Origin of the sequence: Hyphomonas sp. (assembly GCF_017792385.1) — a bacterium.
Classification (GTDB): domain Bacteria; phylum Pseudomonadota; class Alphaproteobacteria; order Caulobacterales; family Hyphomonadaceae; genus Hyphomonas.
The window spans coordinates 3,685,796-3,707,415 of the sequence record NZ_CP051230.1; the positions used below are offsets into that span (position 1 = coordinate 3,685,796).

Here is a 21,620-nt window from a genome sequence, read left to right on the forward strand (position 1 = left end):
ACTTAGGTTAATTCAGGCCGCAGGCGGTTCGCTGACCTTGACCATGAGCTTGCCGAGATTCTTGCCTTCGAACAGGCGGGACAGGCTCGCCGGCGCATTTTCGAGCCCATCGACAATATCGGCTTCGAACTTGATCTTGCCGGCCATCAGCCATTGGGCCATCTGCTGGATGCCTTCCGGGAAACGCGGGAAATAGTCGATAACGATGAAGCCCTTGAGCAGGGTGCGGCGCATCAGCAGATTGGAGAAATTGTAGGGGCCCGGCACCGGCTCTGTCGCGTTGTAGGTGCTGATCAGGCCGCAGAGCGGCATGCGGGAGAAATCGTTCAGGCGGGCGATCACCTGATCCATGATCTTGCCGCCGACATTCTCGAAATTGATGTCGATGCCGTCCGGGCAGTGCCTGTCCAGCGCGGCGCCGACGTCTTCCGACTTGTAATTGATCGCGGCGTCGAACCCGGCCGTTTCGGTGAGCCATCGGCACTTCTCGTCGCTGCCGGCGATTCCGACGACGCGGCAGCCCTGGATCTTGGCGATCTGGCCGACCATCGATCCGACAGCGCCGGCGGCGGCAGAGACCACGACGGTCTCGCCCGCTTTCGGCTTGGCGATGTCCATCAGGCCGAAATAGGCGGTCATGCCAGTTGCCCCGAGGGGCCCCATGAAGGCGGTCAACGGTACGCCCGGCAGGCGCGGCAGCGCGTTCAGCGCCTCGCCCGGCAGGTTCGAATAGAGCGACCAGGTGGCAAGGCCGGTATTGACGATGTCACCGGGTTTCAATCCGTCGCAACGGCTCTCGACCACTTCCGCGAGGCCACCTCCCCGCATCGCATCGCCGATCCCGACCGGCGGCAGGTAGCCATCCACATCGCTCATCCAGATCCGGTTGGTCGGGTCCAGCGAGAGATAGATCAGGCGGGTGCGGACCTCGCCGTCCTTGAGGGGCTCCAGCGGCGACTCGACGAGTTCGAGGTCCCCCTCCTTCAGATCGCCCACCGGGCGCTGGCGCAGGATCCAGCTTTTATTCACTTCGGCCATTCTTTCCTCCCATGCTTTGAAAAGAAGGCTAGGCCAAAACCGCGCTAGCGCAAGATGCCCCGCCGCGTCATCCGCCACGCATAAATCAACAGCAGGACGGCTATCAGAATGATGAAAGCTGCAAATGCAGGGTTTGACGCGCTTTCGGGGACGTCTTTCAGGGATAGGCTGTAGATCATGGATATCGCTGCCCCGGCCAGCGAGACAGCAAATGCCCAAACCGCGTATCGGCTGCGCATCAGCAGAAGTATCGACCCAATCAGAGCGCCCCAGACTCCAAGCGCCCAGATGACGTATTGCCAGGCCGGGAATGAGTAGAAAAAGGCTTGCTGCTCTTCGGTGTAATTTGACATGTAAGGCGCCCAGCGTGTCACCGTTGCTGTGAAATCAAACGCGCCAAAACCATTCCAAATAGTGGCCATTACTCCCACCACCCAAAGGTGCCAGGGCGTACCGACTGATTGCGTTTTCAGTGTCTCGTTCATGCTTCCCTCCCAGGATTATCGCACGAGTTTACGCGGCGTAGCGCCACTGGGCAATTCCGCGCCCATGCGCCTGCAATCCTACGCGCTCAATGGGTGACGCCGCCCTGAAGGCGGGCTACACAATTGGCCAGAAAAGGATTCCCGTCTCATGGCCACAGCCCCCGTCGACAATGACAGTCATCTCTATCTGGTGGATGCGAGCGCCTATATCTTCCGCGCCTTCCACGCCCTGCCTCCGCTGACCCGGGCCAGCGACGACCTGCCCATCGGCGCTGTCAGCGGATTCTGCAACATGCTGTTCAAGCTGCTGGAAGATCTGAAAGGGGACGAACGCCCGACGCATTTCGCCTGCATCTTCGACAAATCCTCCATCACCTTCCGCAATGACCTCTACGACCAGTACAAGGCGAACCGGTCCGAGCCGCCGGAAGAGTTGCGGCCGCAATTTCCCCTAGTGCGCCGTGCGGCCGAAGCCTTTGCCGCTCATGCCATCGAGAAGGAAGGTTTCGAGGCAGATGACCTGATCGCCACCTATGCCCGCCAGGCCGAAGCCAGGGGCGCGCGCGTGACGATTGTCTCGTCCGACAAGGATCTGATGCAATTGGTGTCCGACCAAGTCGTGATGCTGGACACGATGAAGAACAGGACGCTGGGGCGCGATGCCGTGTTCGAGAAGTTCGGCGTCGGCCCGGAAAAGGTCGTCGATATCCAGTCCCTGGCCGGGGACAGCGTCGACAATGTGCCCGGCGCGCCCGGCATTGGCGTGAAGACCGCCGCGCAATTGCTGGAGACCTATGGCGACCTCGAAACCCTGCTGGAGCGGGCCGAGGAGATCAAGCAGCCCAAGCGCCGCCAGACCCTGATCGACAATGCGGACCTGATCCGTATCTCGAAACAGCTTGTCACGCTGAAGGATGATGTGCCGCTGGACGTGCCGCTGGAAGACCTGGCCGTACAGGACCCGGATCCAGAGACACTGATCAATTTCCTGGAAGAGATGGAGTTTCGCACCATCACGCGCCGCGTGCGCGAAATGATGGAACTGGAAGGCGCGATCGAAACGGCCCAGCCGGCCGCCGATCCGATCGACCGGAGCAAATATATCTGCATCCGCGACTTCGGAGAGCTGGAAGAATGGGTCGCCCGCGCCACGATGCAGGGCTTTGTCGCGGTCGATACGGAAACCGACAGTCTCGATTCCATTGCGGCGAACCTGGTGGGCGTATCGCTGGCGCTGTCCCCGAATGAGGCCTGCTATGTTCCGCTGGCCCATGTGGACCCGGACAATGCCGGCGACGGCGACATGTTCGGCGCCGACCCGCCGCGGCAGATCCGCATGGAAGATGCCCTGCGCGCGCTGAAGCCGATGCTGGAAGACCCGGCCGTGCTCAAGATCGGGCAGAACATTAAGTATGATCTGTCGATCTTCGCGACGCACAAGATCAAGGTCGGCCCCATCGATGACACGATGCTGCTGTCTTATGTGCTGAATGCCGGCAAACACAATCACGGCATGGATACGCTGTCCGAACGGTATCTCGAGCACAAGACCATTCCGTTCAAGGAGATTGCCGGAACCGGCAAATCGCAGAAGACGTTCGACCAGATTGCCCTGGACAAGGCAACCGAGTACGCCGCCGAAGATGCCGATATCACGCTGCGCCTGTGGCAGGTCTTCAAGCCGCAGCTACGGACCGAGAAAGTGACGACAGTCTACGAGACTTTGGAACGACCGCTCGTCCCGGTGCTTGCGCGCATGGAACAGGAAGGGATCAAGGTAGACCGCGATCACCTGTCTCGACTGTCTTCCGACTTCTCTCAACGCATGGCCGCGCTCGAAGCAGATGCTTATGAGCAGGCCGGCCGCGAATTCAATATCGGCAGCCCGAAACAGCTGGGCGAAATCCTGTTTGACGAGATGGCGCTTGAAGGCGGCAAGAAAACCAAGACCGGCGCGTGGCAAACCGACGCCGATGTGCTGGAAGGGCTTGCCGCAGAGGGCCATGCCCTGCCCCGCACCATTGTCGACTGGCGGGCCCTGTCGAAACTGCGCTCGACCTATACCGAGGCGCTGCAGGCGGCGATCAATCCGAAGACAGGCCGCGTGCATACCAGCTTCTCGATGGCGGTGGCCCAGACAGGCCGCCTGTCCTCGACCGACCCCAACCTTCAGAACATACCGGTCCGCACCGAGGAAGGCCGCAAGATCCGCGAGGCCTTCGTGGCCGACAAGGGCAATGTCCTGGTCAGCGCAGACTATAGCCAGATCGAGCTGCGCATCCTGGCGCACATTGCCGACATCGACGCGCTGAAGACCGCCTTCCGGGACGGGCTCGACATTCATGCCATGACGGCCAGCGAAATGTTCGGGGTGCCGATCGAGGGCATGGACCCGATGGTGCGCCGTCAGGCCAAGGCCATCAATTTCGGCATCATATATGGCATTTCCGGGTTTGGCCTGGCACGCCAGCTGGGCATCCCGCAGAGCGAAGCCAGCGAGTACATCAAGACCTATTTCAAACGCTTTCCCGGCATCCGCGCCTATATGGACGAAACCAAGGCCTTCGCGAAGGAGAATGGCTTTGTGACGACCGCCTACGGACGGAAGATCAATTTGTCCGGTATCAAGTCAAAGGGCCCTCAACGCTCCTTCGCGGAACGTCAGGCCATCAACGCGCCGATCCAGGGCTCTGCCGCCGACATCATCAAACGCGCCATGATCCGCATGCCGGACGCGCTTGCCAGGGCCGGGCTGTCGGCGCGCATGCTGTTGCAGGTCCACGACGAACTGGTCTTCGAGTGTCCGGAAAAGGAGGCCGACGCGCTGATCGACACGGTCAAGACAACCATGCAGGGTGCCGCCGGTCCGGCGCTTCAGCTTTCCGTGCCTCTGGTGGTCGACGCGCGCGCCGCCAGCAATTGGGCCGAAGCGCACTAGCCCAGAAAGTTTAGGGGCCGCCCCGGCGCAGACGAGTGGCCGGGACGGCTACTGGACTAAACTTCCGTCAGGATGTCTGAATACGGAAGGCGGGATTTCGGGAGGGAGGCGTTATAGTCCTGCTCCGGATCGTGATAGCCGAGCGGTACAACGAACAGGGCGGAATAGCCTTTCTCGCGCAGGCCGAACTCTGCATCCAGAACCGGTATCTCGATCCCTTCCATGGGCGTTGCGTCCACACCGAGCGCGGCGGCGCCCAGAAGGAATTGTCCGAGGTTGAGATAGACCTGCTTGTCCATCCAGTGCTGGACATCCTTGAAATCCTGCTTGTGCAAATTCACGAAAAGGGAGCGCCCGCCATGCATGGCCGGCTTGTGGGTTTCCCTGTCCGTATCGAAGCGGCCATCCTTGTCTTCCTGCTCCAGCACGTGCTGCAGATAGTCTTCATCCACGGCAAGTCGGCTGGCGAACACCACGACATGCGAGGCGTTGAGAATGGATGGACGATTGAACGGATACTTCTCCGTCGCCTTGGCAACCCGCTCCTTGCCCTCCTGCGTGGAGGCGATGACAAAATGCCAAGGCTGGATGTTTGTGCTGGACGGGCTGAAGCGTAGCAATTCTTTCAGCTTATCGACCGTTTCGTCCGGAATGCGACGGTTCGGGTCATACGCCTTGGTCGTATGGCGTTTCTTGGCATAGTAAGTGATATCATGTTCCATGAGATAGTCCTTTCAAGGATATTAATTGGAGGAAGTTGCGGGAAGTCTGGATCAGTTCCGGGTGGAGGTGATCTCGAAATGTCCTTCGCTGCGGACATAGAGCAGGCAATCTGTTTTCACGTTGCAAACGAACACATCTGCAGCGTTCGGCGCGCTTGCCACAAAACTGCCGGGCATGAGCACGTGCTTTGCATTTGCGCCGCCCAGTTGGACTTCGGGCTCTCCGGAGATCGAGACGATCTTCAGGTCGGCCCGGTCACCGGAAAGACGAACAGATTGTCCGGCGGGTAGTTTCACCAAGGTGCCGCGCGCACCGGTATCGGCTTCACCGCCCCAGAGAAATGCGACTTCAGCGCCGCCGTCCCGCTCGATCCAGGCGATGTCGGACGCGTCGAGCCAGACAAGGTTTGACCGGTCCAGATTTACCGGACGTTCGCCATTGTCGAATGCGTTTTCGGTTGGCTGAACGAGATACGGGCCTTCATCGATCTCGATATAGGCCATGTTGAATTCACCCTCAGCGGACGTGATGTGAGCTTCTCCAGCGGGCTGGGTCCAGAACGACCCCGCTGGCAGCCACATATTGGCCGCAGCCGGATCGTCATTGTGAATCCGTCCCTCGATCACGACACCTCGGTAGGTCACATTGTGAATGTGGGGTGGCGAGGAAAACCCTTGCTTGAACTGAACCAGAAATCCGGAAGCCCCGGCGGCTGCACGATCTCCCCAAAGCGTTCCGGCTCTCGGGCTCGCATCTCCCCTTGCGGGATTGAGAGGGCCCCAGTCCACATCCGAGGCCGGAACGATTTTGGAGGGCGAAGGCCCATCCTGAACCTGCTGGGCAGTGGCGCATGCCCCCATCATCGCGGCGAGCACCGCTGCGCAACCAAATCCTGAGACGGCATCTCTGAATGAAGCGAATGAGTTCAGCGGCATGAGTAATCCTTCCATGGGGCGGGTTGATCTTGGCGTACGGCACGCCAGATGGGTTCCATCAGTTGACGCCCCCCGATTTATTCATACAAACTGAATGCACAAGTACGCACAATTTTGGCCTATACGCACAGAAAGTATACTGTAAGACATGACCCGCTTCGAGAAATATGACTGTTCCGCTGGCTGCCCCGTGGAGGCGGCCCTGGAAGTGATCGGCGGAAAGTGGAAGGGCGTCACGCTGTTCCATTTGATGGACGGCGTGAAGCGCTTCAATGAATTGCAACGCGATGTCGGCAACGTCACCCAGCGCATGCTGACCAAGCAATTGCGCGAACTGGAAGAGGCTGGCTTGGTGCACCGTGAGGTCTATCCCGTGGTCCCGCCAAAGGTCGAATACAGCCTGACCGAGAAGGGCCAGACGCTGCGCCCCATCCTGAACGCCCTGAAGGCATGGGGCGAAGAGCACGTGTTTGCAGATTGAGCAGGCTGCCGCCAATCTCCCTTAAATTGCCGTAATGTGAGCGTGCGGGTGCCTTGATCCCTTGATTTCATTGCAATTGCGATGAAGGAGGGCTTTTGCCGTGACGCGAACCATGTTTGAACACCGTATGACAAGGCGGCCGGATCCCGTGCACGGATATGCTGTGGCTGAAAAGGATAGAGCGATGACGACTTTGGCACTGGTGGATGATGACGAGAACATCGTGGCGTCCCTGAAGATCTTCTTCGAGGCTGAAGGCTACAATGTGCGCACCTATCATGATGGTGAAGCCGCCCTGCCCGCCCTGACCGAAACCCCGCCGGACATTGCCATCCTGGATGTGAAGATGCCCCGGATGGACGGCATGGAATTGCTGCGCCGGTTGCGCCAGACATCGGAACTGCCGGTCATCTTCCTGACGTCCAAGGACGAAGAGATCGACGAAGTCATCGGCTTCAATATCGGCGCGGATGATTTCGTGCGGAAACCCTGTTCCAATCGCCTGCTGGCGGAACGCGTCAAGGCCGTGCTGCGCCGCGCCCGTGGCGGCGCCTCCGGGACAGAGGAAGGCGACCAGAAGCCGATCGTGCGCGGCAAGCTGACGCTCGACCCGAACCGCCATGCCTGCACCTGGGATGGCCATCCGGTCAGGCTGACCGTGACCGAATTCCTGATCCTGCAGGCCTTGGCGCAACGCCCTGGCTATGTGAAGAGCCGCGACCAGCTGATGGACGCCGCCTATGACGACCAGATCTATGTCGACGATCGCACCATCGACAGCCACATCAAGCGGCTTCGCAAGAAGTTCCGCGAAGTGACGGATGAATTCGACGCAATCGAGACGCTGTATGGTGTCGGCTATCGCTACACCGAATAGACAACACGTCACGGAAATCTATGTCGGCGGGGCGGCCGATACAAAAACCCGCCTCGTCGCCACCTATGCAGAGGAACGCCAGCGCCGGTTCGCGCAGGATGCGTTTCGCGACGCCCGGTATTTTCCGCATTACGCACCACGCCGCATTCTGCGTCTCGCCCGCCAGCGGGCAGACATGGGGCACCTGATCGTGCTGACCGGGCACAGCTGGGGTGGGGATACGGCGCTGCGTGTATTGCGGGCGCTGCATCCGCGCCCGGTCGATCTACTTGTCTGTGTGGACCCGGTGCCGAAATCACGCCTCAACCCGCCTCCGGCGCCAAGAAATGCCGCGCGGATCATCCATGTCGATGCCCGGCCGCGCCTGCCCAACCGGTCGGACCGGATCAAGGATATGGGCCAATGGGTTGGCGGCACGCTGCACCGGCGCCTGTCCGGGGCCGATATGCGGATCATTGTGGACCTCAATCATTTCGCCTTCGCCCAGATGATGCACATGCCCGGCGAGGACGGCGTGTCCGCGGCGGATCTCATCGACCGGATCGGACAGGTCAGGCCAGGCCCAGCCGCCAGGACCAGTTTGGCAGGCTGAGGACGAGCAGGATGAACCCGAGCCCGACCAGGAAGCTGAGCGGTGAATACACCCGGCGATTGAGCGTCAGGAAGGGCAATTCGGGAGTCGCGCGCTCGAAGGCCGGGAGCACACCGATGATGCCGCGCCCCAGAAATGCGATACCGGCGGCAAACCCCATCAGGGCCATCAGCACCTTTCGCGGAAAATCCGGCAGAGGCAGCGTGAAATATCCGCCCAGCCAGGCCGCCAGAACCGCCGCAGCAAACAGCCAGAAGGCGTTCAGCAGGCAGGACCGCAGGGACGGCATCCGGGTGATGCCCCGCCGGCCGATCACGGCCCGCGCCAGCGCCTGTTCATTGGCACAGGGAAAATGGCTGCCAAACGCCCAGAGCGTGTACAATCCGCCCACGATCACGAGGACGCTTACCAGGATGGGAGATATGATCTGCGCAATCATGACTTCACTCCGGCAGCCGGGCGGCCAGCGAAAATGCACCGCCCACTTGCTGTTTTCGCCATCATTCAATAGCCAGACACAAGACTAGCACAAGGAATAGGAAAACTTCATGGCAGATCCGGAAAACACGCTGCTTCTCGAAACCTCGAAGGGGTCGGTCACGATCGAACTGCGCCCGGACCTGGCGCCGGGACATGTCGACCGCATCAAGGAACTCGCCCGCGAAGGGTTTTATGACGGCATCGTCTTCCATCGCGTGATTGACGGCTTCATGGCGCAGGTCGGCTGCCCGCAGGGTACCGGCATGGGCGGCTCGTCCAAGCCGGACCTGAAGGCCGAGTTCAATGCCGAACCGCACGTGCGCGGCACCTGCTCGATGGCCCGCACTTCGGCGCCGCACTCGGCCAACAGCCAGTTCTTCATCTGTTTCGACGATGCCCGCTTCCTCGACCGGCAATACACGGTCTGGGGCCAGGTGACCGAGGGCATGGATGTGGTGGACCAGCTGGCCAAGGGAGAACCGCCGCGCAATCCCGACCGCATTGTCAGCATGAAAGTGGCTGCCGACGCCTGATCGGCGGCACATAGCCAGGCCAGCATGTCAGACCACAAGATCAGGCGAAAAGCATTCACGCGGCACGGGTCGAAGATATTCGGCTCGCGCATCGCCCGACTGATCTTTGCGTCCAACCTTGCCGGCCTGGCCATTCTCATCATCGGCGCCATGGTCCTGAACGAGATGCGCGCCGGTTTTGTGGTCTCAAAGAAGCAGGACCTTGTTGCACAGGCCCAGATCTTCACCAGCCTTCTGGGCGATGATGCGACAACGCCCGAGCCACGCCTGGACGAGGAAGCCGCGCGCCAGACCATTGTCCGCCTGAACCTGCCGGAACGTGTGCGCGCCCGCATCTATCTTCCCGATGGCGACCTGGTCGGCGACAGCTTCTATCTGTCGGAACGCGTCGACATTGACGCCCTGCCGCCCCTGCAGGAACCGAGCAGCTTTGCCCGCCTCGGCGCGAGCCTGTCGGAATGGGCCAGCCGGACCCTTGGCCCCATCATGCCGCGGCGCAGTTCCGACGCGTTGGTGGCCCAGAGCTTCGAGGAAGAGTTCGAAATTGCCGTACGCGGACAGGAAGCGGCCAGCCAGCGCTTCTCCGACCGCGGGCAGCGAGTCATATCGGTCTCCATGCCGGTGCAGCGGGTTTCCGCAGTTGTCGGCGTTCTGACCCTCGAATCGAACGATATCGACGAGATCATCCGCGCAGAGCGGGCCGCGCTGGTTCCCTTCATCGGCGTTGCCGTCCTGGTGGCTTTTGTCACCTCGGTACTCCTGACCCTTGGCATCGCCCGCCCGTTGCGGCGCCTGTCCGTTGCGGCAGACAGGATACGCGCCGGCACATCCGACCGGCTGGACATTCCGGCACTGACCCATCGCAAGGACGAGATCGGCGACCTGGCCGTCTCCATGCAGAGCATGACCGAAGCCCTGCTGGACCGCATCCAGGCAAATGAACAATTCGCGGCAGATGTCGCGCACGAACTGAAGAACCCCCTGACCTCCATCCGCTCAGCCGTCGAAACTGCAGAGCGGGTACAGAATGATCCCGTCGCCAGCAACCGGCTGCGCGAGCTGATCGCACAGGACGTCAAGCGGCTGGACCGTCTCATCACGGACATTTCGAATGCGTCCCGTCTGGAAGCGGAAATGACGCGCGTGCCAACCGAACAGATGGACATTGCCAGCTTCGTCAGCGATGTGGTGCAGACCTATGAGGCCTTCAGCCGGGAAGAGGGCGCGGTACAGGTCGGGTTTCGCGACGACACTATGGGCGCGCGGCTTCTGGTACGCGGCCGCGATGGCCCGCTCGGCCAGGTGGTCCGGAACCTGATAGACAATGCGCGTTCCTTCTCGCCTCAGGGGGGACGGGTGGACGTGATCATCGACCAGTCAAATGACGGACCGCAGACCATCGCCCGTATCATGGTGGAGGATCACGGACCCGGCATCCCGGAAGACAAGCTGGAAAAGATCTTCAGCCGCTTCTACACGGATCGCCCGTCCGGGACGGCCTTTGGAAACAATTCCGGACTGGGATTGTCCATCGTGCAACAGATCGTCAGCACGCATCGGGGGAAAGTCTGGGCGGAAAATCGCGCAGAAGGGGGTGCGCGCTTCATTGTGGACCTTCCCGCGATCTAACGGAACAGATTTGCTTTCTGCAATATACATTTCAGATGCCGCACATATGACCAAACATCCAACATGTGCTCATCTGCATAAAAATGTAGTCATCTGCAGCTAATACTGCGTTGTGGTATAATAATTGTTTGTAGCGGTACTGGACGGACCTATAGTCCAGCGGTGTGGTGTGACTTCAACAAGGCAAAACATGATCAAACTGTCTGAGAAGCAAATCTTCCAGCTGTCCGCCCTGCTGCTTGCGGGTGGGGCGATCCTGACATTGGGCATCGCCGTGGGCGAAAGTCACACCTGGCGCACGGGCTATGGCAAGGAGATCAAGACCGTCTTCTCGACCCTCGCCACTTATGGCGAAGTCATTCCGGAGGGCCGCCGCCACATGCCGCCGGACGGCGCCGTGCGGAAACGCACTCATGTTCACGCGCCCGAAAAGACCGTCGGATCGGGATATTATGCCATATCCGGCTATAGCGAGGATTTTGACGGCTTTGCCGTCTGGGTGCTGGATTCCGACGGCAATCTGCTGAATGCACGCAATGTTGACGGGAACCGCCTGAAGAATTCCGGGAACGCGAAATCGCAGGGCCCGCACGGCATGGAGATGCTGCCGGACGGCTCCGTTATCATCACCTATGACCAATTGGGCTTCATGGCGCGACTGGACGCATGTGGTGAGCCGATCTGGATTCAGGATGGCTTCTACCATCACTCCCTCGCGCCGGCAGAAGATGGAGGCATCTGGACCTGGTATGGCGAAGGATCATCCGTTGTCGAATACCAGTACATGGTGAAATTCGATCCCGAAACGGGCAAGGAAACCAAGCGTATAGGCCTGATCGAGGACGTGATCCGCACGTCGAAGGAAAATGCCAGCTATTTTGCCTACTGGCAGGATGCGGATTTCCGGACCTTCGAGGAAGGTCCGCATGACGTGTTCCACCCGAACGATCTGGAAGAGCTGACCTCGGACAAGGCCGACGCATTTCCGATGTTCGAGACCGGCGACCTGCTGATCTCGCTGAGGACCCTCAGCATGGTTGCCGTGCTGGGTCAGGACGGCACCGTGAAATGGGCCCGGTTCGGCCCCTGGCTGAAACAGCACGATCCGGATTTTCATCCGGATGGCACGATCACGATCTACAACAATGCTTTCCGCCGCGATCATTCCGAGATTCTCGCCATCGATCCGGCTACCGGCGAGATATCACCCTATCTGAACCGTCAGGACTTCCCGTTCAAATCGGAGTTCCGCGGCAAGCATGAGCACCTGCCCAATGGCAACATGCTGCTGACCATTCCCGAGCAGGGCCAGATCTTCGAACTGACCCGTGATGGCGACGTAGTTCTGGAAATCAACAATGTCCTGGCCAAAGACCCTCAATGGAATGAGGATGTCGCCAATGCAAAATGGTATCCGGACGATTTCCTGACGGAAATTCCGACCTGTGCTGCAACCGAATAGGTCCCGACTGGTCCCGACCAGTTGATGGTCAGCCTTCTCCCTGCCCTGATCTCAGCGCGTCGTAGAGCCGGTTCGCCTGCGCCAGAAGTGCTGGATCAAACACCGTCTCGTCAGTGATATCCTCTGCCTGGCGGAAGAACGCCGAGAAATCCGCCGCCGGATCATGCGGGATGTCGTGCCGCTGCAGTACGGCCTTCATCACGGCGTCAGGCGAGACGCGCAAATCGTCCTGCAACACAAGGTCAACTGTTCCTGCATTGCGCTGCACTTCCTCGAAGGCGCATATCCAGTAATGCAGCCAATAGTCCGGACTGTCCGGGTCATACCGCTCCGGATCAAATCCCGGGAACCGTATCGGCTTGTGCGCAAGGCCGAATTCGTAATGGCCGATGTCGCGCATGTAGCGTTCGACGAATCGGTCTTCCGTTTGCTGGCGAACGAAATTGCGGTGCTGACGCAGCAGGGAGGCCGCATGGGGCGCCGGTCGTCTCAGCGGCACGAGGATCACGCTGTCAGGAAACATGTCCTTCAACAGCGGCAAGCGCGCAATGTTTGCATTGTTCTTCGAGACATAGACACGGGCATGTCCGCCCCGCACGGCCACGATCTTCTCATAGGCCTTGCCCAGATTGCGGGCCTGTTTCGCGGTCCGGTCGCCAGCGCCCCACAGGGCGATTCCGGCATCCGTGTACTTGCCGGGCCACCACAGCTTCCAATAGACCTCGTCGAAGGCTTCCGGGCTGTCGAGATCGATTTCCATGCCATCCCCATGTGCCCGCTCATGCCGCTCCGTCTTGCGGGCCATGACGCCGGAAACGCCGTTCCAGACCACGGGCGCCGTGATGAAGGGCATGTCACGATAGGTGTTGGTGGCAATCCCGTCCTGGCTGTAGATCGCATTCAGACAGGCAGTTGTGCCACCCCGCGCAAGGGATGTGATGAAAACATGCTGCACCGTTCCCGGCTTGCGACCAAACAGTCGGTGCATGGCATTGTCGAAGGTAAACAGGACTTTCTGAATGGAGGGCACGAATGCAACCATGTGCACGATCTGCTCAGCCTGCGAGTTGGCCCCGCCCGCCTTTCCGCGTCCACGCAGCTTCGATACAAGCCAGACAAGGGCAAGGGCCACAACAGTGGTGACGATCAGGAAAACGGGATCTGACAGGCGCGCAATCGTGGCGGAGGCCGGCACAAAGCCGGAGCGGTCTGCCAGATAGGCCGGAACGGCAGCGGCGGCCGCACAGCCTGCAAATCTGAGGAACAGGCCAAAAGCGTGGGCAATCAGGCGCAGGCCGGCCTTCTGGACCGCGGCTTCCTTTTCACGTTCGGACAGGGTCTTGCTGGTCAGCGCAGCCACGCCTTCGGTGGTGACCCCGATGGCCGCATTCGCTGCCGGCATGATTCTCAGCAGCAGAAACGCGATCGCAAAGGCAGCGACGCAGCCAATGCTGACGAGAAGAGCCGCTGCGTCGGCGGTCACGTCAGTCCTGGTCTTTGCCGCGGCGCATCAGGCGCTTCAGCGGGTACCAGACAAATCCCACCAGCAACAACACAACGGCTACGCCGATGGCCACAATGATGGCGATCGTGCCCAGTCCCACACCCGGTCCGATATAGGCACTTGCCGGCAGTGCGACACTCAGCGCCATCAACAGCATCATTCCGTACCTGGTCATGCAAGACCTCCCCGATTGTCCGGCGAGACAGCACCAAACGCTGCCTGCTTCACCCGTACTTCTACGCATACCGCCTTAAAACACCGGTGAAAAACGTCAATCACAGTCCCCGTGGGCGAGAAACCGGCGGCGACCAATCAACGAGCACGATAAAAAAGCCGCGCCGAAGAAGGGCGCGGCTTCTGAATCGGAAGGACGAAAGCCGTGATTTTGTGTCAGCGGTTCTGGCGGTTCTCGATCAAGTCATTGACCACTTCCGGCTCGGCCAATGTGGAAGTGTCGCCAAGATTCGAATACTCGTTTTCGGCGATCTTGCGCAAGATCCGGCGCATGATCTTGCCGGACCGCGTCTTGGGCAGGCCGGGGGCAATCTGGATCAGGTCCGGGCTGGCAATCGGCCCGATCTCCTGACGCACGTGCTGGACAAGGTTCTTGACCAGAGCGTCATCCACATCGACTCCCTGACGCAGAGTGACATAGGCATAGATGCCCTGCCCTTTCACATCATGCGGATAGCCGACCACGGCCGCTTCGGCGACGGCGTCATGACTGACCAGGGCGCTCTCGACCTCTGCCGTCCCCATGCGGTGACCGGAGACGTTGATCACGTCATCCACCCGGCCGGTGATCCAGTAAAATCCGTCCTCGTCGCGGCGGCAGCCGTCGCCGGTAAAGTAGTTGCCCGGATAGGCCGTGAAATAGGTCTCGACGAAGCGCTGATGGTCGCCATACACCGTCCGCATCTGGCCGGGCCAGCTGTCGGTGATCAGCAAATTGCCTTCGGTCGCCCCATCCAGTTCATTGCCGTCGGCATCCACCAGGACCGGCTTGATGCCGAAGAAGGGATGGCTTCCCGCGCCCGGCTTCATTTCCGTGGTGCCCGGCAGGGGCACGATCATTGTGCCCCCGGTCTCAGTCTGCCACCAGGTGTCGACAATGGGACACCGGCCTTCGCCGACGACGTGGAAATACCATTCCCAGGCCTCCGGATTGATCGGTTCTCCCACCGTGCCGAGCAGCCGGATCGACTTGCGGGATGCCTGATTGACCGGCCCCTCACCTTCCCGCATCAGCGCCCGGATCGCGGTGGGCGCCGTGTAGAAGATGGTCACCAGGTGTTCGTCGCACACTTTCCAGAAACGCGAGGCATCCGGATAGGTCGGAACGCCCTCGAACATGAGGCTGGTGGCGCCATTCGCCAAAGGTCCGTACACGATATATGTATGCCCGGTGACCCAGCCGACATCTGCCGAGCACCAGAACACATCATCATCTTTCAGGTCGAAGACATATTCGTGCGTCATGGACGCCCAGACGAGATACCCGCCGGTCGTGTGCAGCACGCCTTTCGGCTTGCCGGTCGACCCGGACGTGTAAAGGATGAACAGCGGATCCTCGGCATTCATTGGCTCGGGCGGGCAGTCGGCGGAAATACCTTCGGCCGCCTCATGCAGCCAGTGGTCCCGGCCGTCCTGCATGGAGATGTCCGCACCGGTACGCTTCACCACCAGCATCTTTTCAACCATGCCGCCGGCAATGTCAGCTGCTCTGTCTGCATTCACCTTCAAGGGCACTTTCCGGCCACCGCGAACACCCTCGTCTGCCGTGATGAGGAATTTCGACTCGCAATCGGTGATACGTCCGGCAAGGGCTTCCGGGCTGAACCCGCCAAACACGACCGAATGCACCGCCCCGATCCGCGCGCAGGCCAGCATCGCATAGGCGGCTTCCAGGATCATCGGCATGTAGATGGTGACCCGGTCCCCCTTCTTTACGCCCAGCTGTTTGAGGACATTGGCGAACTTGCACACGGCCGTGTGCAATTCACGATAGGTCAGCTTGTGCGACTGGCCGGGTTCGTCACCTTCCCAGATCAGGGCCACCTTGTCGCCGCGCGACTCCAGGTGACGGTCAATGCAATTGGCAGAAACATTGAGGACGCCATCGGAATACCATTTGACGTGCAGGTCCCCGGTTTCCCAGGACACGTCCTTCACCACTGTATAGGGGGTGATCCAGTCCAGCCGCTGTCCCTGCTCGCCCCAGAACGCTTCAGGGTCTGCGATCGAGGCCGCATACATTTCACGATATTTTTCCGGGGTGAGATTCGCCTTCGCCGCAAAATCCGCCGGAACCGGATAGGTCTTGGCTGTCTCGGTCATCAATGACTCTCCATCTGGCATGTTTCCGTCCTCATTTCAGAATGCATACTTTGTCGAGAAGGTGAACCGGGTGATCGAGCCATCAGCTCCACTTTCGATCTCGCGGATGCCATGCATCAACTCGGTCCCCAGCGTCACATTCGGCGCAACGTCCCACAGAATGGCCCCGAACACCGACTGGACCGACGAGGTCACCGTGTCGGGGAGGTAATCCGGATTATCGATGAAGAGGCCGGAATAGCCGCCGCTGAAACGCGCGGTTTCCCCGAAGGGATGTCGCCAGGCAATCAAACCGCCATAGGACGGCACGGCTTCCAGATCCCCGTTCGGGTCAAGCGCTGTCGACCGGCTGGCAGCAAGGCCGACATAGCGTCCAATGCCCTCACCCCCCACCAGATTGAAGCGGACATCGTCCTTTTCACCGACATTCAATCGGCCTGAAACGCTGAGGCCATATCCGAACGCCTCGTCTTCGGCGGTGCCGAAATCGGCGCGCAGTTGGCGCGCGATGCCCGCAATCGAGACATTGCCGAACTCGCCGCTCATATTGTAGCGGGCCACAACGTCCGGAATGATGTTTTCGTCGCGTGATCCCGAGTTCAGGGTCGTCGTGTTCGGGTTCTCGACCGCAAACATCCAGTTGCCATGCGTGTAGCGTATCTGCGGCTGGCGCACGAACACCATGCCGTCGGACAGGATCAGGAAGCTGGCGCTTTCGGGAATGGCAGACGTGTTCTGGAAGGTCGACCATTCCTGCCCGACCAGCCAGTTTCCGTACTTCATGAAGGCCCGGCGCAGGCGTGGCGAATAGGAATTCGAGACCAGTTCATTGCCCTGGCCCGAGCCAAGGAAGTCCATCTCTATATGCGCGCTCAGCGTCTTGTCGCCGACCGGCCGCGAGGCGGCCAGGAAGAAGCGGGAGGACTCGGCCGTGAAGTCCGTGAACGTCATGCTGTCCCCGCCGATGGGCGTGGCGCCGGGGATGTAGAAGTCCCGCGCAATCGAACTGCCGGCGATGGCACCATCACTCAGTGAGGTGACATGCACGTCCGCATCCACAAAGCCGCCGAATTTCAGGGTCGTGTCACCAACCCTGAACCCATCTGCCGGAGGAGGAGGCGCGGCCTCTGGCTGGGCGGCGGCCGGCTGGATGCGGACGATCTCTTCCTGTTCAGCGCGCGTAGCGGCCAATTCGGACTTCAGGTCGGAGACCATGGCCTCGAGCGCAGCAATGCGTGCCTCGAGATCGTCCGTTTCCGCAACTGCACCGAGGCTGATCGTAAGTGCCGCCGAAGACAACAGCAGGGCCTTGAAAGTACGAGACATGCATTCCTCCCTCATTTTCGATTATGTGAGGAAGTATCCGCCGCATCCGGCCAGGCCGCCATTAGCCATTGGTGCTACGACAAAAGTCGTAGTGCGCTGCGGTCCGATCCATGGCATATTGGCCGGGTTCTGGTTACATCCACAGACTGCAAAAGCGGCACGGATTCGGGGAGGAATAAGGTGACACAGGCACCGCGCGTGCTGATCGTGGATGACCATCCATTGTTTCGCGACGCGCTGGAAACCGCACTCGTATGCGCCTATCCCGCCGGCGCAACGGCTTTGCATGCGTCAAGCCTTTCCGATGCCCTGAACGGCCTGCAGTCCGATACTGTGGATCTGGTCCTGCTGGACCTCAATCTCGGCGATTCAGCAGAATTCGAGGGTCTTACCCGGCTGAAGGCCGCAAAGCCGGATTGCCCCATCGTCGTCGTGTCGGCAACGGAAACACCGCAGGCCTTCGAAACGGCCCGGACGCTCGGCGCTGCAGGATACCTTCCCAAGAGCATGTCGCTTGACGATCTGTCCGCCGCGCTCGCCACGACACTGGATGGCGGCCATTGGTTCCCGGAATGTGTCGGCAAGGCGCTGCCGTCCAACAGCGCCGCCGAACGGATCGCCAGTCTCACTCCCGCCCAGCGGCGCGTGCTTGCCGGTTTGTCCGACGGCCTTCTCAACAAGCAGATCGCCTTCGAGATGGATATTTCGGTGGCAACAGTGAAGGCGCACATGACGGCGATCTTCCGCAAGCTCGGGGCGAACAATCGCACACAGGCCCTGCTCGTCTATCAGGAAGCAACGTCGCTCGCCGACTGAGCCATCTCTTGCGCACTCCCGGCCATCGCACATGCCTTCAGGAATTGACGAATATCCGACGGATTGCTCGGCTTGTGCAGGATGGTCACGCCGGCGGTCCTGGCCGGCGACAAGTCCTCAGCCGATGTGGCAGCGGTCAGCAACAATACATTGCCGTCATGGGTCAGGCGCTTGCGAAGCGTCAGGAGCAGGTCCAGTCCGTTCTGCCCTTCGCCGAGATTGAGATCTGCGATCACGGCGTCAAACTGTGCAGAGCGCATCGCGGCCAGAGCCTCGTTCGGGGTTCTCACACAATGCGCCCGACACCCCCATCCTTCCAGCAACCGGCTCATCCCGTCCACAATGGCCGGCTCGTCATCCACGAACAGGACACGCAGGCCCACCAGGTCCCGGTCTTCCGGCTCCAACGGTATCGGTGGCTTCGGGCGCGGGCGTTGATGGAGTTCCGCCATGGGTAAGGTGACGGAAAACACGCTGCCCCGACCGGGTGTGGACCGCACGTCAATGGCCGCCCCCATCAACCCGGCCAGACGCCGCACGACTGACAGGCCCAGCCCTGCCCCGCGAATGCCGGCATTGTCGGAATCCGCATATCGCCGGAACTCCTCGAAGATCAGTTCCAGACGGTCTGCCGGTATGCCGGGGCCTGTATCGTGCACCTCGATCCTGACGGCATCCCCGCGCCGCCGCGCTCCGACAAGGACCCCGCCGGACTGCGTGTATCGGCGGGCATTGGAAATGAAGTTGCGCAGGATGCTCTTCAGGAAATCCGGGTCTGCGTAAACGGCAAGCCGTGTCGGCGCGAGCCTCAGCGCCAATCCCGCAGCCTGGGACATCGGAAGGGCTTCATCGACCAGGTCTTCCAGCAATGGTCCAAGCGGCAGACGCACGGGAACCGCTTCGACCTGGCTGTGATCGAGACGGGAGATGTCCAGCAATCCCTTGAGCAGTTCATCTGCAGACTGAATGGATCGGTCGGCCCGCGCGGCCAGGTCACTTTCGGCATCTCTGCTCATCAGAGAGCCAAGATAAAGACGCGCGGCATTCAGCGGCTGCAACAAGTCATGACTGGCTGCCGCGAGAAAGCGCGTCTTGGAGGCGTTGGCACCTTCAGCTTCCTTGCGGGCAAGGGTGAGATCATCAGCCATCTGCTCAAGCTCTCTGGTTCGCGTCTTGACGCGGCTTTCGAGCAATTCATTGGCCTCGACGAGGGCACGCTCCCGCAATTTGTCGTCCGTGATATCGGCAAATGTGGTGACATAGCCACCGCCCGGCATGGGATTGCCACTGATGCGCAGGAACCGCCCGTCCGGGTTTCGGCGTTCATATGTGTAAGGACTTCCCGACCGCATATGACCGACGCGCCGGCGCGCTTCCTCAACCGGATCTCCATCGATCCAGCCGGTGCGGATATTGTGCTCGATCAGATCGGCCACAGGCACACCGACGCCGACCATTTCCGCCGGATAGTCGAATAATTCCACATAGGCCGTGTTCCACGCCACAAGCCTCTGATCGGAATCCACCACGCTGATCCCCTGCGGGATGTTTTCAAGCATGGATTGCAGCATGTGCCGCTCGAACCGGGCGGCCTGGGTCTTGTGATCCAGCATGGACAGAACGTCTGGCAGGGCCACATCGCTGCCGCCAATGGCCGAGGACAGCACGACCCTCGCCGAGGAGGATCCGAGGGCACTGGCCAGCAATTTTTCCGTGCGCTGAACCAGCCGCCAGTCTGCGGGCGCATCACCGGTCGCGACAATGCCGGTTTCCGCCTCGAACTGATGAAACGCATGATCAACCGCTTCCGGTGTGAGAAAGCGCGACGCCAGGGTCTTCAGTCCATTGGGCGACACCTGGAAGGCATGGCTGTCCACGGCGCCTTCCGCGATCTCGATCACTTCATCGCCGCTGACAAAGGCGGATGCCTGCACACGGTCCCGCAACCGCTCCCGCGTCCGCACCGAAAAGATCACGAACAGCGCCAGATTGGTTCCAAGGCTCCACAGGACGCCATGTGTCAGGCTGTCCTCTATCCGCAGGCCGAACAGCGCGTGCGGATCCAGGATTGTCGGCACAAGCGCGGCCATTGCCTCATAGCCGAAAATTGCAGGCAGGAAGAGCGTATAGACCCAGAGCCCCATGCCGGCGATCAGGCCCGCCAGCACGCCGGAACGGCGCCCCCCGCGCCAGGTAACCGCCCCAATCAGCGCCGGGGAAAATTGTGCTGCCGCAGCGAAGGACAACAGGCCGATCTGGGCCAGCGCCCCCGTTCCGGCTTCCCGGTAATAGGCATAGGCCAGCAGCAGCAGGACCACGATGACGATGCGGCGGGCCGACACGATGCGCGAGCCGGCATCGCCGCTGAGACTGGCAAACCGTCCCGATTGCATGATGGCCGGCACCACCAGATCATTCGTGACCATGGTGGACAACGCAACCGTCGAGATGATCACCATGCCGGTCGCCGCTGAAAATCCGCCCAGGAAAACGAGCGTCGCCAGAAGCCCGTTCCCCTGTTCCAGAGGTAGGTCGAGAACGAACAGGTCCGGCTGCGCAGCGGCACCGAACAGGCTGAGGCCAGCCATTGTGATGGGAACCACAACCAGGCTCGTCAGCAGCATGTAGAGGGGAAATACCCATCTGGCCGTATCGAGATCCTTCTGCGCCTGACGCTCGATCATGGCGACATGAAACTGGCGGGGCAGACAGATGATGGCCGCCGCCGACAACAGGGTCATGGTCAGGAAGCGTTCCGAAATGGAAAAGTGCTCGAAAGGCCGGGTGGCCACGCCGCCTTCCGGCACGCCGCCCTGCGCCAGGAGAAAGACGGACAGGACCGCAACGGCCACAAGCGCAGCCAGCTTCAGCACGGCTTCCAGTGCCAGGACACGCATGAGCCCGGAATTATGCCGTGTGGCATCCGATTGTCGTGTGCCGAACAGAATGGCGAAAATCGCGAGCGCAATGGCCGTCAGAAGAACCGTTTCATTGGCCGGCGTGCTGATCGTGCCGTCGGCGCCATAGGCAAGCGCCTGAAAGCTCATTCCGATGGATTTCAGCTGCAGCGCGATATAGGGCAGACTTCCTGCCACGGCGGCGAGCGTCGCGGCAGCAGCGACCGCGCGGCTCTTTCCGTACCGGGCCGACAGGAAATCGGACAGGGAGGATATGCCTTCGCGCTGTGTGACATCTCCGATCCGCCGCACAATGCCGGGAAACGCCACAAAGACGAGCGTCGGGCCAAGATAGATGGTCAGATAGTCCCATCCGCTTTGCGCCGCAGTGCCAACCGCGCCGAAATACGTCCAGGAGGTACAGTAGACGGCCAATGCCAGCGCATAGACGAGCGGATGCTGGACAAAGCCCGGCCGCGTGGCTTGCCGGTCGCCCTGCCAGGCGATCAGGAACAATCCAAGCATGTAGAGCGTCGTTGCGCCCAGGATCAGCCAGACCGGCATGAA

The 21,620-nt window shown here is 60.7% G+C and carries 18 protein-coding genes; 8 read left to right on the forward strand and 10 right to left on the reverse strand.

Annotated features, from left to right (window positions below):
• Window positions 1-12 precede the first annotated feature (12 nt).
• Both HF955_RS17765 and HF955_RS17770 read right to left on the reverse strand, forming a co-directional pair.
• The gene (locus tag HF955_RS17765) at window positions 13-1,038 is read right to left on the reverse strand and encodes an NADP-dependent oxidoreductase (protein ID WP_291076917.1); all 1,026 of its coding nucleotides are present in this window, start codon (window positions 1,036-1,038) and stop codon (window positions 13-15) included.
• Between the two features lie 44 nt (window positions 1,039-1,082).
• Window positions 1,083-1,523, reverse strand: a complete 441-nt coding sequence (locus tag HF955_RS17770; RefSeq protein ID WP_291076918.1) for a hypothetical protein — start codon at window positions 1,521-1,523, stop codon at window positions 1,083-1,085.
• A gap of 148 nt (window positions 1,524-1,671) precedes the next feature.
• On the opposite strand from HF955_RS17770, the gene polA reads away from it, so the two are divergent.
• Window positions 1,672-4,461 (forward strand): DNA polymerase I, encoded by a 2,790-nt coding sequence (gene polA / locus HF955_RS17775; RefSeq protein ID WP_291076919.1) that lies wholly within the window; start codon window positions 1,672-1,674, stop codon window positions 4,459-4,461.
• A gap of 56 nt (window positions 4,462-4,517) precedes the next feature.
• Here polA and nfsB read toward each other — a convergent pair whose 3' ends face one another.
• Window positions 4,518-5,183, reverse strand: a complete 666-nt coding sequence (gene nfsB, locus HF955_RS17780; protein ID WP_291076920.1) for an oxygen-insensitive NAD(P)H nitroreductase — start codon at window positions 5,181-5,183, stop codon at window positions 4,518-4,520.
• Between the two features lie 51 nt (window positions 5,184-5,234).
• Window positions 5,235-6,134 carry a DUF4437 domain-containing protein gene (locus HF955_RS17785; RefSeq protein WP_367279745.1) on the reverse strand — a complete coding sequence of 300 codons (900 nt, stop codon included), beginning with the start codon at window positions 6,132-6,134 and terminating at the stop codon, window positions 5,235-5,237.
• A gap of 133 nt (window positions 6,135-6,267) precedes the next feature.
• Here HF955_RS17785 and HF955_RS17790 point away from each other — a divergent pair, with 133 nt between their 5' ends.
• The 3 genes from HF955_RS17790 (at window position 6,268) to HF955_RS17800 (ending at window position 8,069) form a co-directional block, all read left to right on the forward strand.
• Complete coding sequence (locus HF955_RS17790) at window positions 6,268-6,600, forward strand: helix-turn-helix domain-containing protein (RefSeq protein ID WP_291076921.1); 333 nt, start codon at window positions 6,268-6,270, stop codon at window positions 6,598-6,600.
• Window positions 6,601-6,784: 184 nt separating this feature from the next.
• Window positions 6,785-7,477, forward strand: coding sequence for a response regulator transcription factor (locus HF955_RS17795; protein ID WP_027836449.1), 693 nt, complete (start codon window positions 6,785-6,787; stop codon window positions 7,475-7,477).
• Window positions 7,452-8,069, forward strand: a complete 618-nt coding sequence (locus HF955_RS17800) for a hypothetical protein (protein ID WP_291076922.1) — start codon at window positions 7,452-7,454, stop codon at window positions 8,067-8,069. Before HF955_RS17795 ends, HF955_RS17800 begins: the two co-directional genes overlap by 26 nt.
• Here the strand turns inward: HF955_RS17800 and HF955_RS17805 are convergent.
• Window positions 8,029-8,508, reverse strand: coding sequence for a DUF3995 domain-containing protein (locus tag HF955_RS17805; protein WP_291076923.1), 480 nt, complete (start codon window positions 8,506-8,508; stop codon window positions 8,029-8,031). The genes HF955_RS17800 and HF955_RS17805 overlap by 41 nt on opposite strands.
• A gap of 109 nt (window positions 8,509-8,617) precedes the next feature.
• Between HF955_RS17805 and HF955_RS17810 the strand changes: the two genes are divergently transcribed.
• The 3 genes from HF955_RS17810 to HF955_RS17820 all read left to right on the forward strand — a co-directional run bounded on the left by HF955_RS17810 (window position 8,618) and on the right by HF955_RS17820 (window position 12,173).
• A complete protein-coding gene (locus HF955_RS17810) occupies window positions 8,618-9,082 on the forward strand; it encodes a peptidylprolyl isomerase (RefSeq protein ID WP_027836452.1) in 465 nt (154 codons plus the stop codon).
• 24 nt (window positions 9,083-9,106) lie between these two features.
• Window positions 9,107-10,711 (forward strand): stimulus-sensing domain-containing protein, encoded by a 1,605-nt coding sequence (locus tag HF955_RS17815; RefSeq protein WP_291076924.1) that lies wholly within the window; start codon window positions 9,107-9,109, stop codon window positions 10,709-10,711.
• Window positions 10,712-10,901: 190 nt separating this feature from the next.
• Window positions 10,902-12,173 carry an arylsulfotransferase family protein gene (locus HF955_RS17820; protein WP_291076925.1) on the forward strand — a complete coding sequence of 424 codons (1,272 nt, stop codon included), beginning with the start codon at window positions 10,902-10,904 and terminating at the stop codon, window positions 12,171-12,173.
• A 28-nt stretch (window positions 12,174-12,201) separates the two neighbouring features.
• Here HF955_RS17820 and HF955_RS17825 read toward each other — a convergent pair whose 3' ends face one another.
• The 4 genes from HF955_RS17825 to HF955_RS17840 all read right to left on the reverse strand — a co-directional run bounded on the left by HF955_RS17825 (window position 12,202) and on the right by HF955_RS17840 (window position 17,340).
• Window positions 12,202-13,656, reverse strand: a complete 1,455-nt coding sequence (locus HF955_RS17825) for a sulfotransferase (RefSeq protein WP_291076926.1) — start codon at window positions 13,654-13,656, stop codon at window positions 12,202-12,204.
• 1 nt (window position 13,657) lies between these two features.
• Window positions 13,658-13,852, reverse strand: a complete 195-nt coding sequence (locus HF955_RS17830; protein ID WP_036260135.1) for a hypothetical protein — start codon at window positions 13,850-13,852, stop codon at window positions 13,658-13,660.
• 215 nt (window positions 13,853-14,067) lie between these two features.
• On the reverse strand, window positions 14,068-16,014 hold the full coding sequence (gene acs, locus HF955_RS17835) for an acetate--CoA ligase (protein ID WP_291076927.1): 1,947 nt from the start codon (window positions 16,012-16,014) through the stop codon (window positions 14,068-14,070).
• Window positions 16,015-16,050: 36 nt separating this feature from the next.
• Window positions 16,051-17,340 (reverse strand): DcaP family trimeric outer membrane transporter, encoded by a 1,290-nt coding sequence (locus HF955_RS17840; protein WP_291076928.1) that lies wholly within the window; start codon window positions 17,338-17,340, stop codon window positions 16,051-16,053.
• A gap of 180 nt (window positions 17,341-17,520) precedes the next feature.
• Here HF955_RS17840 and HF955_RS17845 point away from each other — a divergent pair, with 180 nt between their 5' ends.
• Window positions 17,521-18,156, forward strand: a complete 636-nt coding sequence (locus HF955_RS17845) for a response regulator (protein ID WP_291076929.1) — start codon at window positions 17,521-17,523, stop codon at window positions 18,154-18,156.
• Here HF955_RS17845 and HF955_RS17850 read toward each other — a convergent pair.
• Window positions 18,129-21,617 carry a PAS-domain containing protein gene (locus HF955_RS17850; protein ID WP_291076930.1) on the reverse strand — a complete coding sequence of 1,163 codons (3,489 nt, stop codon included), beginning with the start codon at window positions 21,615-21,617 and terminating at the stop codon, window positions 18,129-18,131. The genes HF955_RS17845 and HF955_RS17850 overlap by 28 nt on opposite strands.
• Between the last annotated feature and the right edge of the window lie 3 nt (window positions 21,618-21,620).